The following is a 13,534-nucleotide window of genomic DNA, read 5'->3' as shown; positions in this document are numbered from 1 at the left end:
ACCGTTCCCGCGCGGGCCGGATTACCAGCCGTTGCCTTTGAGATCGGTCAGTTCAACCTCGAGAAGCTCAAGATTTTCAGCGGCCGTGCCATTGCCGGAGAGCGTGTTGTGGACCGCACCCCAGAACTTGGCCGAAACCTCGTTATATTTCACCTTGGCCGAGGCGGAAGGACGCGGGACGGCGGTCTGGAAGATCGGCTTCCATGTCGGCATGAAGGGCTGCGCGGCCGCAACATCCTTGTCGTCGTAAAGCGAAGCGATCGTCGGCATGTTGGAAAGCTGAACGGCGCGCATCTTCTGGGTTTCCTTGGATGCGATAAACTTCACGAGCTCAATGGCAGCTTCCTGGTTGGCTGAATATTTGGATACGGCGAGATTCCAGCCGCCGAGCGTTGAGGCCGGTGCCTCGCCCTCGGCGCCAGCCGGGAGCGGTGTTACGCCGAACTTGCCCTTGATGGCGCTGTCGTCGCCATTGCCGAGCGCGTAGGCGTAGGGCCAATTGCGCATGAAGACGGAGTTGCCGGTTTGCCAGACGCCGCGCGCTTCCTCTTCCTTGTAGGCAAGCACGCCCTGCGGCGCGATGGTGCCGACCCATCCCTTGGCAGTTTCGATGGCGGCAGCAGCCTTTTCATTGTTGACGGAGATATCGCCATTGCTTTCGACAATATGGCCGCCGCCGGCGGAAGCAATCCATTCCAGGGCATTGCAGGTGAGGCCTTCATAGGCGCTGCCCTGGAAGACAAAACCCCAGAGGTCCTTCTGGCCCGCTTCACGCTCCTTGTCCTGGATTTCCTTCGCGGTTTTGCTCAGCTCCTTCCAGGTTTTCGGCGGTTGCTTGCCGTATTTTTCGAGCAGGTCCTTGCGATAGAACAACGCGGGCGCGTCTGTGAACATCGGCATGGCGACGAGTTTGCCGTCCACGGTTTGCGATGCGACGATGGAGGGGAAATGATCTCCGATGACATCCTTCGTCGCCGCGGTCAGGTCCACGAACTGGTCGGCAAGCTGCGGCGCCCAGATAACGTCCGTCTGGTAGACATCGACATCCTTGTTACCCGCGGCAAGCCACAGCCGGTACTGGCTGAACTGCTCGCTGGAGGATGACGGCATGGTGACGAGATTGACCTTGTGGCCGGTTTGTTTTTCGAAAGCCGCAATGCGTTCTTTGAAGAATGCGACGTTCTTGCCGGTGGAATTGGCGGCGATGGAAATCTCGGCCGCCTGCGCGGAAACGGCGGCGGAAAGTACGCTGCCGCACAGGAACAAAGTCTTCATGGAAATATTCATTGTCAAACTCCTCCGTTGACGCTCCCGATTGTCCTCAAAATTGAAAGCGCTTTTGACTAAAAGGAAGCTCGCAAAAGCCGGGCAATCTGTCAATACTCTTTCTAATCGAGCGACAATCGGGCGTTTTTGCCTGCAAATTTTCACCATTTGCCTTTCAAGATGATGGACTGTAAGGTTTCAGGTGGGAAGAAATTGAAATCGTTTTCAATTTTTGTCGACTTGAAAATTCCGCAGCGGCGACGCATGCAGGGGGCGAATTGGCAAAAAAACATGAAGCTCAAGGAATTCGCAGAAAAGGTTGGCCTGTCGCCCACCACCGTTAGCAGAGCGCTGGGCGGCTATCCCGAAGTGCGTGAGGAAACGCGTCAGCGGGTCATGGAGGCTGCGCTCAAATACGGGTATTTGCCGAATGCCAATGCCGTGCGGTTGGCAACCGGCAGGGCCGGCGCTATCGGTGTCGTTATGGGCCGGTCGGGCGGAGGACATTTCTTTTCGGAATTCATGGGCGGCATGGCCACCCGGCTGGAACGGGAAGAGACCGACATTCTCGTCAGCGTGACAGTTGACAACAATCTCGATGAGGAGCTGGCTATTTTCAGCCGGCTGGCGGCGAGCGGTCGTGTGGATGGCATTATCGTGCACTCACCGCGTCCGGAGGATGAGCGTATCGCGCTGCTCAACCGGCTCGGCGTACCCTTCATCGTGCACGGGCGCTCAAAGACACCCTTCGAACATGCCTGGCTCGATATCGACAACCATGATGTGACCTATCGCCCGACGATCCATTTTCTCGAGCGCGGCCACCGGCGTATAGCCCTCATCAATGGGCCGGTCGGACGAACCTTCGTACGGGATCGTGAACAGGGTTTCCGCGAGGCGCTGGCTACCCACGGCATTACGCCCGATCCGCGCTTCATGATGAACGAGCACTTCAGCGAAGAGACCGCGTTCCGCTTCGCCCGTTCGCTGCTGGAGCAGACACCGCGCCCGACAGCCTTTGTTGCGGGTGCCATGATGACGGCACAGGGCGTCTACCGTGCTGCGACCCAGATGGGGCTGACAATCGGCAAGGATGTTTCCGTCATCGCCCATGACGATGTGTTTCCTTACCTCACGCCTGAAAGCATGATGCCGCCGCTTTCCACCACCCGCTCGCCCATGCGCATGGCAGGAATAAGGGTGACGGACCTTCTTCTGCAGATCATCGGCGGTCGCCCCGTCCGCGAGGTTCAGGAACTGTGGCCTGTGGAACTGATTTTGCGAGAATCGGTTGGCCCTGCCTGAGCTTTGGGCCATAGCTCACTGATTCCACTCCATTTTGTGAACGCCGATTGAGAACGTTCGCCTTTAGTCATCTATACGACAGCATCGTCTCATGTATAATCGGAAGGGTATCGGGTTCATGGAACAGAGACCCGGACCGGCGCGTTGAGGGACGTGTCGATGGAGGACGATGGATGTTTGAATTTCTAAAACCGCAACAGCAGCCTGTAATCGATGACGTCGAGGCGACCGGCACCTATGCCGATGCGTTGCTCAACGTAACGAGCCCGGAATTGACACGTTCCACGGCGCGCGAACACGGGCATGAAGCCCATTCACGCGATTATTGTGAAAATCGCGACATTTCCCGTGGCGCTCTCGGTTTTGCCTGAGCGATCACAAAATCTTCCTCGAAAAAAACGGAACGGACGGACCGCGCCTGCGTTTCCTTTCTACGACCCGCAGGGCGGCGGAACTTGATCCAGAGGACCTTCCCGGCTTTATGACCGATGGGCGAACTGGGTGTTGCGCCGTCTGAGTGGCGGCGTTGCAACGCAGTGTCGCGATAGATCAAGAGCAGCGACTTCCGTGAGGTCCGCCGCGCTGACATCAGGAGACCGCAATGACGACAATTCTGGTTGAGCCCTATCCGGAACCGCCGATGCCGGTTCCACCCCAGCCCGACATCCCCCCGATCAAAGAGCCGGAGCCCGATCGTTTGCCGGACGAGGTGCCCACACCCAATCCCGACGAAAACGACGAGCCCCCGAAGGTGTTTTAGGCCGGATCGGGTGACTCGAATTTTTTGCTCACAAAAGGTGAGTGCGCGAGTCCGAAACGCCAGGGATAATCGATCGCTCGGCTGATGCCGATGCGCCTGCCGATGCTGACGGCGGTTGCCGTTTTCGGCAGCTGAAGGAAAAAAGGTGGCGCCTCGAGCGCGGCACCGTCCATCTCTCCGGTGATGGCCATTGCCTGACAAAGCCTTCCCGGGCCGGAGCATAGGAGTCTGAGTTTGTCAGTTCCCCGTCGCAGTTTCATCATGTCGATACCGGTTCGCGGTTCGATCGCGCGAAGAAGCACGGCTGAACCCGGGGAACAGACGAAGTTGGCGCACCAGTGAATGCCGTACGACCGGTAGACGTAGAGACGTCCGGCTGGCCCAAACATTGCCCGGTTGCGCGGGGTTTTCCCATTGAAACTGTGCGACGCCGGATCATCTGGATGATAAGCTTCGGTCTCGACGATGACGCCGCCGGTATTACCGACGCGAAATTCCGCTCCGATGAGCGCGCGGGCGACATCCACTGCGTCGCGAAGGAAAAAACTCTTGTCCATTTCCGGACCAAAGACCTGATTCATCGGAACCCCTTCCACGCTATGTCGTTCTGAAGTGAGCTTTTACTCATTTCCCGCATCGGCCTTGTCGATGAATCCAGCCGGAGGGCATGTCATGCAACTTTCGACGACTTATGTAAAACGCAATGACGGATCTATCTCCGTCGAGTTTGCCGGCAGCGACGGCGATCACGTTTCGGTTCGCCTTGCCGATGGTCTGGAAGGGATCGACGACGCGGAAGCGATTAAACGGGCGAGCGCCGTGATGGTCCAACTCACCGCATTTGGAACGCGCCAGGGTGCCGACGCACCCTCGCAATTTTCCCGCCTTGGAACGGCTCAGAATGATGGAACGCGCGAGCAGGGTGAGCGCGTGCAGGCGAGCGCCCGGACCGCGAGGGACCGTGACGTTCTGGAGGAGGAGCTGGAAGAGGGGCTGGAGGACAGCTTTCCGGCCAGTGATCCCGTCTCGGCGACCGTTACCTCCATCGCCTCGCGAAAAGGGGGGCTGTGACATTGACTGTTCGTAAAGTCGCTCTCGTGACCGGGGCCGGTTCAGGTATCGGACGCGCCGCCGCCCTTCATCTCTCCACCCAGGGTTTTTCGCTCGGGCTGCTCGGGCGCACGCAATCCGAACTGGAGGACGTTGCCGACGACATTACCGCTCGTTCCGGCGCCTCGAAAATTCTCATCGCCGACGTGTCGGATGAGGAGGCCATGCGGAGCGCCGTTGCAGCGCTGGTGGAGGATTTTGGCCGCCTTGACGTCGTGGTGGCCAATGCTGGCGTCAACGGTGTCTGGGCGCCTATCGATGAACTCAAACCCTCGGAGTGGGACGACACGATACGCATCAATCTCCGCGGCACCTATCTCACGGTTCATGCCAGCGTGCCACATCTGAAGGCGGCAGGCGGCGGTTCCATCGTCATTGTCTCCTCGATCAACGGCACGCGCACCTTCACTTCGCCCGGCGCGACCGCCTATTCGGTCACAAAGGCAGGGCAGCTTGCCATGGCCCAGCAACTGGCGCTGGAGCTTGGGCGGCACCGCATCCGTGTCAACGCAGTGTGCCCGGGTGCGATCAAAACGGCAATCGACGAGAATACGAAGATACGCGCACGGGAAAAAACCGAGGTGCCGGTTCGCTTCCCCGCGGGAGATATTCCGGTGACGGGCGGTGTGGCGGGAACGAGCGAGGATGTCGCCGAGCTGATCGGTTTTCTCGCCTCCGATGCGTCCCGCCACGTGACCGGCACACCGGTCTGGATCGACGGCGGCCAGGGGCTTCTCCGCTAGATGCTTCTCCGGCGTCATGCCCGGAGACCCTCACGGGCTTGTGTCCCTATGATTAACGAAAGGGTAACGTCTGTTCACGAGACTTTGTCCATGGATGAGGTTGCCGTGTTGTGGCCACCTTCGATAGTTAAGCGTTTGCCGGAAAGGCGGGCAAATCAGGCGGGCAGAAATATCCATGGGTATGCAGGCTGTGCTGAACTTCGCGGTGGCGGGGTTGCGGCAAAAGTTCAAGACGGGGGCAAAACTGGCTGCGGTCATCGCGATCGGCGGTAGCCTTTCCGCGTGCACCTCAATGGGTCTCGACAGCGTGAAAAAAGACCCGCCGAAGCTGTCGTCCAAGATGATGGCGCAGATGTCAGCCAAAAGCATGCGTCCGGAAAGTCCGGTTCTCGTTCGCATCTTCAAGCAGGAGAGCGAGCTCGAGGTCTGGAAGATCGACAAGACCGGCAGTTATGCGTTGCTGAAGACATATCCCATGTGTCGCTGGTCCGGAAAACTCGGGCCGAAGATGAAAACGGGAGACCGTCAGGCGCCGGAGGGTTTTTATCATGTCTCGGCCGGCATGTTGAACCCGAATTCGCAATATTACGTCTCATTCAATCTCGGTTACCCCAACCGGCTGGAATCCGCGCTCGGCTATACCGGCGAGGCGCTGATGGTGCACGGCGCCTGTTCGTCTTCCGGCTGCTACGCGATGACAGACGCGCAGGTGGGTGAGATCTATGCCATTGTCGCGCGTGCGCTGCAGGGTGGGCAGGACCGCTTCCAGGTCCAGGCCTATCCCTTCCGCATGACCGCAAGGAACATGGTGGCGCACCGGAACGACCCCAACATGCCCTTCTGGAAGACGCTGAAGGAAGGTTACGATTATTTCGAGGTGACGCGGCGCCAGCCCAAGGTCTCCGTCTGCGGCCGCCGTTATGTCTTCAATAGTGAATTTGCCGAAGGCGAGCCTGCCGATCCGCTGGCAGCCTGCCCGCCGGCCGTCAACCAGAATGACCCGCTGGTGGCATCGAGGCTGGCCGAGGAGCAACAAAAACTTGCCGCGGCGATGAGCGAGGGAACTTCCGCCCCCCTCAGCGCGTATGTAGACGGCGGCATGCATCCGAGCTTCCGGGCCATACTGAAATCGAGCGGCGCCAAGGCAATGGCATCGCAGGTTTCCGGCGCGAAGTACCCTATAAGCCGCCCCGAGGCGGCGCTGGCGGATCCCTTTGCCAGTGTGAGATGACGTAAATGAGGTTTTTCAATTGAACGAGACGATGACGACCCGGCGGGGTTTCCTGCTTGGAGCAGGCGGTTTGGCACTGGCCGGACTTGCGGGTTGCAACACCACGGCACGTGAAACTGCGAGGCCGGCCGCTCCGGCGGAAGATCCGATGTACGCGCTGATGTACGGCCCGAAACCTGACGAGCAGTTCCCACTGCCGGAAATTCCCTATAAGCGCATTCCGCGCCAGTTCCTGCGGCAGATGGTGGCGAACCCGACCGGCGAGCGTCCCGGCGTGATCGTGGTCGATACTGCCAACCATTTCCTTTATCTGACCTATGAAAACGGGCAGGCCATGCGTTACGGCGTGGGTCTTGGCCGCGCAGGCTTCGAGTGGTCGGGCCGCGGCGTCATCCAGTACAAGCGGCAATGGCCGCGCTGGACACCACCAGACGAAATGATCGCCCGTCAGCCGGAGCTGGAGCCTTATAGCAGCCGCAATGGCGGCATGGAGCCGGGCCTCAAGAATCCGCTCGGTGCGCGTGCACTTTATATCTTCAAGGATGGCAAGGACACGATCTATCGTCTGCACGGCTCGCCCGAATGGTGGACAATTGGCAAATCCGTGTCTTCGGGCTGCGTTCGCCTGCTGAACCAGGACATAGTCGATCTCCACAATCGCGTGCCCGATGGGACGCCGATTGTGGTGACAGCGCTCGGTCCCGCACAGCAGGGTGTGCCGATTGGTCAGGAAGGCGTGCCTGTCGCGCAATATGGCAATGGCGCGGTCGGTGACGGTTTGTCACAGCCGATGCAGACCTACTGACCTAAGAGAGAGGTGGGCCGCCGGCAACGGCGGCTCAACCGCGTCGGGCGGTCCGCTGTCGGTATCATTCATGGCGTTGTACCTCCCAGGTAAACGACGCAGCACGTTACCGGTGCCCCGCCGGAACAGCGGGGCTTAGCCAGGGAATATGTTCTGGCACAGCCCTCTAGCCGACTGCGCGGCTCATGGGCAACATTTCATCGAAATGGACCGGACCGGCCATAACCAGCGGCATGCTCGCCTCAAGGCAGGCGGAGATGAATGCTTCCCGTGCCACTTCCGCGGCTTCGAGCCTGGACAGCGCGGCGCGGCATTTTTGCACGGCGCGCTTATAGCGTTCACCACGGCGAAGCGGCCATTCGTTTTCCAGAAAATCCAGGGCGTCGTAAACGCTCAGAAACGATCTCTCAAGGCCGCATTGCATGCGCACCCGAACAGGCGCTCTAAACAAAACTTCCGGGCTGTTCATCTTTACCTCCAATCTTAAACAACCAGATCAAGAAGCCTGAAAAATATTGGAGCGGCGGCGCCCCGGATCAAGATCGGACACACAAATTTTCGCTGCGCCGATAAGCGTCGGCACCTAGCGTTGTTCTTTATCCTCCCTGTGCGGACAGCGCTTCATCATTTTGTCGATGGCCGCCCTATCACCTGCAAACCGTTCAAACAGTTCTGCCGCCTGCACCAAGCCCAACGCATATAGTTCCTGAATTTGTTCGATAGTGTAGTTTCGGGTGTTCGCATCGTTCATTTTTCAGCCGTCCTTCTTGCGATGAACGCGCGGAGGATTGTGAAGTTCTGCTGCCGGGATCCGGCCTGAAGAATTTCGCCGGCGCGCCGCCTGATCAACTCGCACGTCCGGGTGCGAGCCTAGCCGTGTCGCGCCAGCTTCTCCCTCACACAAAGATCACCAGCAGCCATCTATCGTCAGTTTTTATCGAGGCCCTGGGCCATCTCCAGATGATGCTGGAGCGCCGGTAGAGTTTTTGCCGCCCACGCCTTAAGCTCCGGATTATCGCCGCCTTCGGCGTAGCGCTTGAAAAGATCAACGGCGTCTTCATGCGCATCGACCTGATCATCGATATATTCTTCGTTGAACTCGTTGGCGTCGAGTTTTGCGAGGTCGTCTACTTCTTCCTTGTGATCATCTGTCAGAGCGGTGACCGGTGTCCCGTTCACCTTGCCGCCGGATAACAGGGTTTTCAGTTCCGAACTGGTTTTCTCATGCTCGGTGATCATTTGCTGCGCAAAGGCTTTGGTTTCCTCGTTCCCTTTGGTGAGGGCGAGTTTGCTTGATTCAATTTCGAAGATATCGCTTGCCGAGGCCTGCAAGATGAAATCCTCGGTTTTTGGCGCGACGCCAAGTGCGGAATTGACGCCGGTGGATTCCGTCGCGGATTGCGCCAAAGCAGTTCCGGCGACGAGTGCGAACGCGAGGGAAAGAATGGTCTTCATTGTTGAGCCTCCTGATGGTTGAGGCTCCACCAACCGTGATGGGCAAGAAATGTTCCTCGGGGCGAAAGAAAAGCCCGCTTGAACGGCGTTGCCGGTTGCCGGAGTTGACGCATCGCCTCGGGATAATGTCCATGCGAGGCGGGCACTCTATACGGGCCAGAATTCAGGGGTCGACTTCGATCCGAATGATGCTATGGTTCATACATTGCCATCAACCGAATTCGTAGGCGGTGGCAACTGAGGGTTACTATGTGCTCCCGCCTGCTTTTTGCGGAGATGCACATATGTTGTATCCGTCAAATTTCGAATATTGTCTGCTACGACGAATTCTCGTTCGTTGGGCCGCCCGTTTCACATCAGATGAGACGTTGCAGGCCAAACTCGTGGAAAAGACGATACGCAAAACTCTTCAGGATTTTCTGCTGAAGGATGATGGTGCAGCCATCGACCTCGAGTTGCTCGCGACGATGCGCCGGTTGGCGTTATGCGAGTTTGGTGTGAAAAGAGATCAGCAAAATCAGGCGCCGCCGGTTGACGTGGCCGAAGGACGCGGCGCATCTCCGCAATAGCGGTATCTCCGCAGTGATATCTCTCCGACTGCGCCATAGGGCGGAACGGAGAACGGTGGCCGGATAACGGCAGTTGGCCGCAATTTTCTTTCTTTTCCGTTGGCGGGAATGTTTTTTCCTTTCCGCGATGCAATAGAGCGGTTATTTCCGCGTCAGAAAACGCGCACTTTGCTAGATGTGCGCAGCTATTGACATGAGCCGGACCCTTTGATGACGACTGACGTTCCCTGCGCATTGGCGGTTGACGATATCCACAAGAGCTTTGGTTCTCACGAGGTTCTGAAAGGTATTTCGCTCAAGGCGCACAAAGGGGATGTCATTTCCGTCATTGGCTCCTCAGGCTCCGGCAAGAGCACCTTCCTCAGATGCATCAATTTCCTCGAAGTTCCGGATCGTGGCCGCGTGATCGTGAATGGCGAGGAAGTGGCCGTGAAGTACGGTCGGGACGGCAATGCCATGCCGCAGAGCTGGCGCCAGGTGGAGCGTTTGCGCACCGGTCTTGGCATGGTCTTTCAGAATTTCAATCTATGGGCCCACCGCACTGTACTTGAGAACATCATAGAAGCCCCGGTGCATGTGATGGGCGTGAAACGTGCGGAAGCCATCGAGAAGGCTGAAGCGCTGCTGCACAAGGTCGGGCTTTACGCGAAGAAGGATGCTTATCCGGCGTTCCTGTCCGGCGGTCAGCAGCAGAGGGCAGCCATAGCCCGCGCGCTCTGCGTCGAGCCGGCGGTGATGTTGTTCGACGAACCCACCTCGGCGCTGGACCCGGAGCTGGTCGGCGAGGTGTTGAAGGTGATCCGTGATCTCGCCGAGGAAGGCCGCACCATGCTTCTGGTGACACATGAGATGCGATTTGCGCGCGATGTGTCGAGCCATGTCATGTTTCTGCATCAAGGCCGCGTGGAAGAAGAAGGACCGCCGGAACGGGTCTTCGGCAATCCTCTGAGTGCAAGGTGCCGGGAATTCACCGGCGCGCTCGCGAGCTGATTTTTTCGTAACAGGAGATTCAAATGAAATTCTTCGCCTCAATGCTGGCCGGTACGGCTTTCGCACTTTCCGCTTTCTCCGCCAGCGCAGACGTCCGCTTCGGCGTCATGAACGAAAGCTATCCGCCTTTCTTCGCGCAGGACGCCAGCGGCAAGTGGCAGGGCTGGGAAATCGACCTGATGGATGCCGTCTGCGCCGAGATGAAGGAGAAATGCTCCATCGTCGCGCTATCCTGGGACGGTCTCATTCCCGCGCTTGAGAGCAAGAAATTCGATGTGATCTGGTCTTCCATGTCCAACACGCAGGAGCGCCAGAAGGTGATTGGCTTCACCGACAAATATTACAATACCCCGAGCAAGCTGATCGGGGCCAAGGACGGAAAGCCGGGGGCAACGGCTGAAGACGTGAAAGGCAAGACCATCGGTATCCAGGTCGCCACCATTCAGTCTGCCTATTATGCAAAGTATTTCAAGGACGTAGCCGACGAAAAAACCTACCAGACGCTGGATGAGGCGTTTCAGGATCTGGCTGCGGGTCGTATCGATTACGTCTTTGGTGACTCACTTGTTCTCGACACGTTCCTGAAAAGCGATGCCGGCAAGGATTGCTGCGCGGATGCCGGCAATGTTGCTGACGACCCGGAAATCCTCGGACTTGGCGTTTCAGGTGGCGTACGCAAGGACGACAACGAACTGAAGCAGAAGCTGAACGCCGCCATCGCCGCCGTCCGCGCCAGCGGTAAATATGATGAGATCACCAGGAAGTACTTCAGCTTCGATATCTACGGCGCGAAGTAATCCGGGTCGGGTTCGGCAGATGGCAAGCCTGGATACAATGTTGCAGCTTCTGTCGCCCTATCCTCCGGGATGGGGTGGTACCCTGTTGACGGGTGCTGCAGCGACGCTTGCCATCTCGGCCGGGGCCTATCTCATCGGCATGGTCATCGGCATGGCGGGCGCCTTGGGCAAGCTTTCGGGCAACCGCGGGCTCGAAACCGTCCTCAATCTCTACACCACGCTCATCCGCTCCGTGCCGGAACTGATCCTGATTGTGGGGCTTTATTATGCCGGAACCGACGGGCTCAATCGCCTGCTGCAGCTGGCCGGATTGCCGGTGCTCGAAGTCAACGGCTTCATAGCGGCAGTGGCGGTTCTGGGCTTCGTGCAGGGCGCTTACATGACGGAAGTGCTGCGCGGGGCGATAATGGCGATCCCCAACGGCCAGATCGAAGCGGCGAGGGCTTTCGGCATGTCTCCCCTCCTGCGGTTTCGCCGTGTCGTTCTGCCGGCGCTTTTGCCCAATGCTCTGCCGGGGCTTTCCAACCTGTGGCTCGCCGTCACCAAGGACAGTGCGCTTGTCGCCGTTGTGGGGTATCAGGAACTGGCGCTCGCGACCCGGCTCGCGGGTGCAAGTACCAAGCAGTATTTCCTGTTCTTCATGGCCGCGGCCCTGATGTATCTGGCGATCACCCTCGTCTCCAATTTCATCTTCAGGCAGATCGAACGGCACGTGCGCCGTGGTCAGCCCAGTCTGGCGTGAGGGAGATTGGCGATGGATTTTTCCTGGGTCGGGAAATACTGGCCGCTTCTTCTCTCCGGAGCATGGCAGACGATCGCCCTGCTCGTGATCTCCGTCTGCTGCGGTTTCGTTCTCGCCATCGGACTTGCCTTCGCGCAGGTCAGCGGCGGCCGAATGACCCGGATTCTCGCGCGTGGTTATTGCACCTTTTTTCGGGGCACGCCGCTGCTGATACAGCTCTGGCTGCTCTATTACGGCGTGGGGTCGCTCTTGCCCATGGTGCCGGGGCTGCGGCAAAGCTTTCTGTGGCCGGTGCTGCGCGAAGGTTTCTTTTTTGCGGCGGTCAGCTTCACGCTGAACTACGCAGCCTATGAAGCCGAAGTTCTTCGTGGTGCGTTGCTGGGCGTTCCAAAAGGCGAACTCGAGGCGGGCAGGGCCTTCGGCATGAGCCGCTTCACGCTGGCGCGCCGCATCTGGCTGCCGCGCGCGATCCGCGCGGCGCTGCCGACGATCGCGGGTGAAGTGGTGATGCAGCTGAAAGCCACGCCGCTTGCGTTCACGGTGACAGTCATGGATCTTTACGCCGTCGCCTACAAGGTGCGGCAGGACACGCTGCTGGTCTACGAGCCGCTTTTCGTCGTGACGATTTTTTATCTCATCCTCACCGCCATCATTGCCCGCTGCTTCGGTTTCATCGAGGCGCAGGTTCCGGTGCGCCGATAGCCTATCAAGGAGTTCTCATGAGCGATATTCGTATTCTGGACGGTGGCATGAGCCGTGAACTGCAGCGGCTGGGCGCTGAACTGAAGCAGCCCGAGTGGTCGGCGCTCGCGCTCATCAACGCCCCGGACATCGTCCGCCAGGTGCATGCGGAATTCATCGAGGCTGGCGCGGATGTGGTGACCACCAATTCCTATGCGCTGGTCCCTTTTCATATCGGCGAAGACCGGTTCAACAAAGAAGGTGCTTCACTGATCGCCCTTTCCGGTCGCCTGGCGCGTGAAGCGGCGGAGGCTTCGAAGCGTAATGTGGCCGTGGCCGGCTCGCTTCCTCCGATCTTTGGCTCCTACGAGCCAGAAAATTTCGATCCCTCTCGCGTTCAGGACTATCTGAAGGTGCTGGTCGAAAATCTTCAGCCACATGTGGATGTCTGGCTTGGAGAGACCCTGAGCCTTGTCGCTGAGGGTGAGGCGGTGCGGCAGGCGGTGGCCGAGACGGGCAAGCCTTTTTGGATTTCCTTCACGTTGAACGACGAACCCGCTCAGGTGAACGGTGCGGAGCCCAAGCTGCGATCCGGCGAGACCGTGCGCTCCGCCGCCGAATGGGCCGCCGGATCAGGTGCCACAGTGCTGCTCTTCAACTGCAGCAAGCCGGAAGTGATGAGGGCTGCCGTGGAAACCGCAGCCGCCGTCTTCAAGGAAAAGGGTGTTGCTCTGGATATCGGCGTCTATGCCAATGCGTTCGAAGGCGAACAGGGCGACTCCGCCGCCAATGAGGGGCTGCACGGCACGAGAGCGGATCTGACCGATGATGTCTATTCCCGCTTCGCCTGCTCCTGGGCAGATGCGGGGGCCACCCTGATCGGTGGCTGCTGCGGTATTGGCGCTGCGCATATCCATACGGTTGCCGATACGCTTCGCCGGCGTGGCACTGGCAGAACGATCTGAAAAGAGAGCCCCCTTGTCGAAAAGGTGCGTGCCATCGCCAGCCGCCTGGCCAAGCTCAAGCGCCGGTCCCGGCCGCATGGTGATCTGACAGGGCACATATGGCGTCCCACGGGCG

18 protein-coding genes are annotated in these 13,534 nt (G+C 58.9%); 13 read left to right on the top strand and 5 right to left on the bottom strand.

Annotated features, from left to right (window positions below):
• Nucleotides 1–21 precede the first annotated feature (21 nt).
• Nucleotides 22–1,287 (bottom strand): ABC transporter substrate-binding protein, encoded by a 1,266-nt coding sequence (locus tag K7A42_RS04955; RefSeq protein WP_174151599.1) that lies wholly within the window; start codon nucleotides 1,285–1,287, stop codon nucleotides 22–24.
• Between the two features lie 270 nt (nucleotides 1,288–1,557).
• Here K7A42_RS04955 and K7A42_RS04950 point away from each other — a divergent pair, with 270 nt between their 5' ends.
• The 3 genes from K7A42_RS04950 to K7A42_RS04940 all read left to right on the top strand — a co-directional run bounded on the left by K7A42_RS04950 (nucleotide 1,558) and on the right by K7A42_RS04940 (nucleotide 3,331).
• On the top strand, nucleotides 1,558–2,571 hold the full coding sequence (locus K7A42_RS04950; protein ID WP_044459944.1) for a substrate-binding domain-containing protein: 1,014 nt from the start codon (nucleotides 1,558–1,560) through the stop codon (nucleotides 2,569–2,571).
• A gap of 173 nt (nucleotides 2,572–2,744) precedes the next feature.
• Nucleotides 2,745–2,942 carry a hypothetical protein gene (locus K7A42_RS04945; RefSeq protein WP_004438530.1) on the top strand — a complete coding sequence of 66 codons (198 nt, stop codon included), beginning with the start codon at nucleotides 2,745–2,747 and terminating at the stop codon, nucleotides 2,940–2,942.
• 230 nt (nucleotides 2,943–3,172) lie between these two features.
• Nucleotides 3,173–3,331 carry a hypothetical protein gene (locus K7A42_RS04940; RefSeq protein ID WP_282454915.1) on the top strand — a complete coding sequence of 53 codons (159 nt, stop codon included), beginning with the start codon at nucleotides 3,173–3,175 and terminating at the stop codon, nucleotides 3,329–3,331.
• Here K7A42_RS04940 and K7A42_RS04935 read toward each other — a convergent pair.
• Nucleotides 3,328–3,912 (bottom strand): DNA-3-methyladenine glycosylase, encoded by a 585-nt coding sequence (locus tag K7A42_RS04935; protein ID WP_004438534.1) that lies wholly within the window; start codon nucleotides 3,910–3,912, stop codon nucleotides 3,328–3,330. The genes K7A42_RS04940 and K7A42_RS04935 overlap by 4 nt on opposite strands.
• 91 nt (nucleotides 3,913–4,003) lie before the next feature.
• On the opposite strand from K7A42_RS04935, the gene K7A42_RS04930 reads away from it, so the two are divergent.
• From K7A42_RS04930 to K7A42_RS04915, 4 genes are all read left to right on the top strand, one after another.
• The gene (locus K7A42_RS04930; protein ID WP_034498252.1) at nucleotides 4,004–4,402 is read left to right on the top strand and encodes a hypothetical protein; all 399 of its coding nucleotides are present in this window, start codon (nucleotides 4,004–4,006) and stop codon (nucleotides 4,400–4,402) included.
• Nucleotides 4,399–5,184, top strand: a complete 786-nt coding sequence (locus K7A42_RS04925; protein ID WP_004438541.1) for an SDR family oxidoreductase — start codon at nucleotides 4,399–4,401, stop codon at nucleotides 5,182–5,184. The genes K7A42_RS04930 and K7A42_RS04925 overlap by 4 nt, the downstream gene beginning before the upstream one ends.
• 175 nt (nucleotides 5,185–5,359) lie before the next feature.
• A complete protein-coding gene (locus K7A42_RS04920) occupies nucleotides 5,360–6,415 on the top strand; it encodes a L,D-transpeptidase family protein (RefSeq protein WP_282454914.1) in 1,056 nt (351 codons plus the stop codon).
• A 19-nt stretch (nucleotides 6,416–6,434) separates the two neighbouring features.
• On the top strand, nucleotides 6,435–7,220 hold the full coding sequence (locus K7A42_RS04915) for a L,D-transpeptidase (RefSeq protein WP_174151597.1): 786 nt from the start codon (nucleotides 6,435–6,437) through the stop codon (nucleotides 7,218–7,220).
• A 166-nt stretch (nucleotides 7,221–7,386) separates the two neighbouring features.
• Here the strand turns inward: K7A42_RS04915 and K7A42_RS04910 are convergent, their stop codons facing one another.
• The 3 genes from K7A42_RS04910 to K7A42_RS04900 all read right to left on the bottom strand — a co-directional run bounded on the left by K7A42_RS04910 (nucleotide 7,387) and on the right by K7A42_RS04900 (nucleotide 8,675).
• Nucleotides 7,387–7,689: a DUF982 domain-containing protein gene (locus K7A42_RS04910; RefSeq protein ID WP_004438551.1), complete on the bottom strand. Its 303-nt coding sequence runs from the start codon at nucleotides 7,687–7,689 to the stop codon at nucleotides 7,387–7,389.
• Between the two features lie 114 nt (nucleotides 7,690–7,803).
• Nucleotides 7,804–7,971: a hypothetical protein gene (locus K7A42_RS04905; RefSeq protein ID WP_006698588.1), complete on the bottom strand. Its 168-nt coding sequence runs from the start codon at nucleotides 7,969–7,971 to the stop codon at nucleotides 7,804–7,806.
• A gap of 176 nt (nucleotides 7,972–8,147) precedes the next feature.
• Complete coding sequence (locus tag K7A42_RS04900) at nucleotides 8,148–8,675, bottom strand: DUF4142 domain-containing protein (protein WP_044459826.1); 528 nt, start codon at nucleotides 8,673–8,675, stop codon at nucleotides 8,148–8,150.
• Nucleotides 8,676–9,043: 368 nt separating this feature from the next.
• Between K7A42_RS04900 and K7A42_RS04895 the strand changes: the two genes are divergently transcribed.
• From K7A42_RS04895 to K7A42_RS04870, 6 genes are all read left to right on the top strand, one after another.
• Nucleotides 9,044–9,244: a hypothetical protein gene (locus K7A42_RS04895; protein ID WP_035211052.1), complete on the top strand. Its 201-nt coding sequence runs from the start codon at nucleotides 9,044–9,046 to the stop codon at nucleotides 9,242–9,244.
• A gap of 210 nt (nucleotides 9,245–9,454) precedes the next feature.
• The gene (locus K7A42_RS04890) at nucleotides 9,455–10,234 is read left to right on the top strand and encodes an ABC transporter ATP-binding protein (protein WP_006698586.1); all 780 of its coding nucleotides are present in this window, start codon (nucleotides 9,455–9,457) and stop codon (nucleotides 10,232–10,234) included.
• A 23-nt stretch (nucleotides 10,235–10,257) separates the two neighbouring features.
• Nucleotides 10,258–11,031: a transporter substrate-binding domain-containing protein gene (locus tag K7A42_RS04885; RefSeq protein WP_112636715.1), complete on the top strand. Its 774-nt coding sequence runs from the start codon at nucleotides 10,258–10,260 to the stop codon at nucleotides 11,029–11,031.
• 19 nt (nucleotides 11,032–11,050) lie between these two features.
• Entirely contained in the window at nucleotides 11,051–11,773 is a 723-nt protein-coding gene (locus K7A42_RS04880) for an ABC transporter permease (RefSeq protein WP_174151596.1), read from the top strand.
• 12 nt (nucleotides 11,774–11,785) lie between these two features.
• Nucleotides 11,786–12,475 carry an ABC transporter permease gene (locus tag K7A42_RS04875; protein WP_037091118.1) on the top strand — a complete coding sequence of 230 codons (690 nt, stop codon included), beginning with the start codon at nucleotides 11,786–11,788 and terminating at the stop codon, nucleotides 12,473–12,475.
• Between the two features lie 17 nt (nucleotides 12,476–12,492).
• On the top strand, nucleotides 12,493–13,419 hold the full coding sequence (locus K7A42_RS04870) for a homocysteine S-methyltransferase family protein (RefSeq protein WP_174151595.1): 927 nt from the start codon (nucleotides 12,493–12,495) through the stop codon (nucleotides 13,417–13,419).
• Nucleotides 13,420–13,534: the final 115 nt, after the last annotated feature.

Source organism: Agrobacterium sp. InxBP2 (assembly GCF_026191755.1).
In the GTDB taxonomy this organism is placed as follows: Bacteria; Pseudomonadota; Alphaproteobacteria; order Rhizobiales; family Rhizobiaceae; genus Agrobacterium; species Agrobacterium pusense.
Note: the sequence above shows the minus strand (reverse complement) of the source record. Positions and strands in the feature narration are given on the sequence as shown.

Excerpts from the sequence above, each read along its gene's own strand:
- K7A42_RS04955 (WP_174151599.1), bottom strand. The coding sequence starts at position 1,287 with ATGAATATTTCCATGAAGACTTTGTTCCTGTGCGGCAGCGTACTTTCC.
- K7A42_RS04950 (WP_044459944.1), top strand. The coding sequence starts at position 1,558 with ATGAAGCTCAAGGAATTCGCAGAAAAGGTTGGCCTGTCGCCCACCACC.
- K7A42_RS04945 (WP_004438530.1), top strand. The coding sequence starts at position 2,745 with ATGTTTGAATTTCTAAAACCGCAACAGCAGCCTGTAATCGATGACGTC.
- K7A42_RS04940 (WP_282454915.1), top strand. The coding sequence starts at position 3,173 with ATGACGACAATTCTGGTTGAGCCCTATCCGGAACCGCCGATGCCGGTT.
- K7A42_RS04935 (WP_004438534.1), bottom strand. The coding sequence starts at position 3,912 with ATGAATCAGGTCTTTGGTCCGGAAATGGACAAGAGTTTTTTCCTTCGC.
- K7A42_RS04930 (WP_034498252.1), top strand. The coding sequence starts at position 4,004 with ATGCAACTTTCGACGACTTATGTAAAACGCAATGACGGATCTATCTCC.
- K7A42_RS04920 (WP_282454914.1), top strand. The coding sequence starts at position 5,360 with ATGGGTATGCAGGCTGTGCTGAACTTCGCGGTGGCGGGGTTGCGGCAA.
- K7A42_RS04910 (WP_004438551.1), bottom strand. The coding sequence starts at position 7,689 with ATGAACAGCCCGGAAGTTTTGTTTAGAGCGCCTGTTCGGGTGCGCATG.
- K7A42_RS04905 (WP_006698588.1), bottom strand. The coding sequence starts at position 7,971 with ATGAACGATGCGAACACCCGAAACTACACTATCGAACAAATTCAGGAA.
- K7A42_RS04900 (WP_044459826.1), bottom strand. The coding sequence starts at position 8,675 with ATGAAGACCATTCTTTCCCTCGCGTTCGCACTCGTCGCCGGAACTGCT.
- K7A42_RS04890 (WP_006698586.1), top strand. The coding sequence starts at position 9,455 with ATGACGACTGACGTTCCCTGCGCATTGGCGGTTGACGATATCCACAAG.
- K7A42_RS04885 (WP_112636715.1), top strand. The coding sequence starts at position 10,258 with ATGAAATTCTTCGCCTCAATGCTGGCCGGTACGGCTTTCGCACTTTCC.
- K7A42_RS04880 (WP_174151596.1), top strand. The coding sequence starts at position 11,051 with ATGGCAAGCCTGGATACAATGTTGCAGCTTCTGTCGCCCTATCCTCCG.
- K7A42_RS04875 (WP_037091118.1), top strand. The coding sequence starts at position 11,786 with ATGGATTTTTCCTGGGTCGGGAAATACTGGCCGCTTCTTCTCTCCGGA.
- K7A42_RS04870 (WP_174151595.1), top strand. The coding sequence starts at position 12,493 with ATGAGCGATATTCGTATTCTGGACGGTGGCATGAGCCGTGAACTGCAG.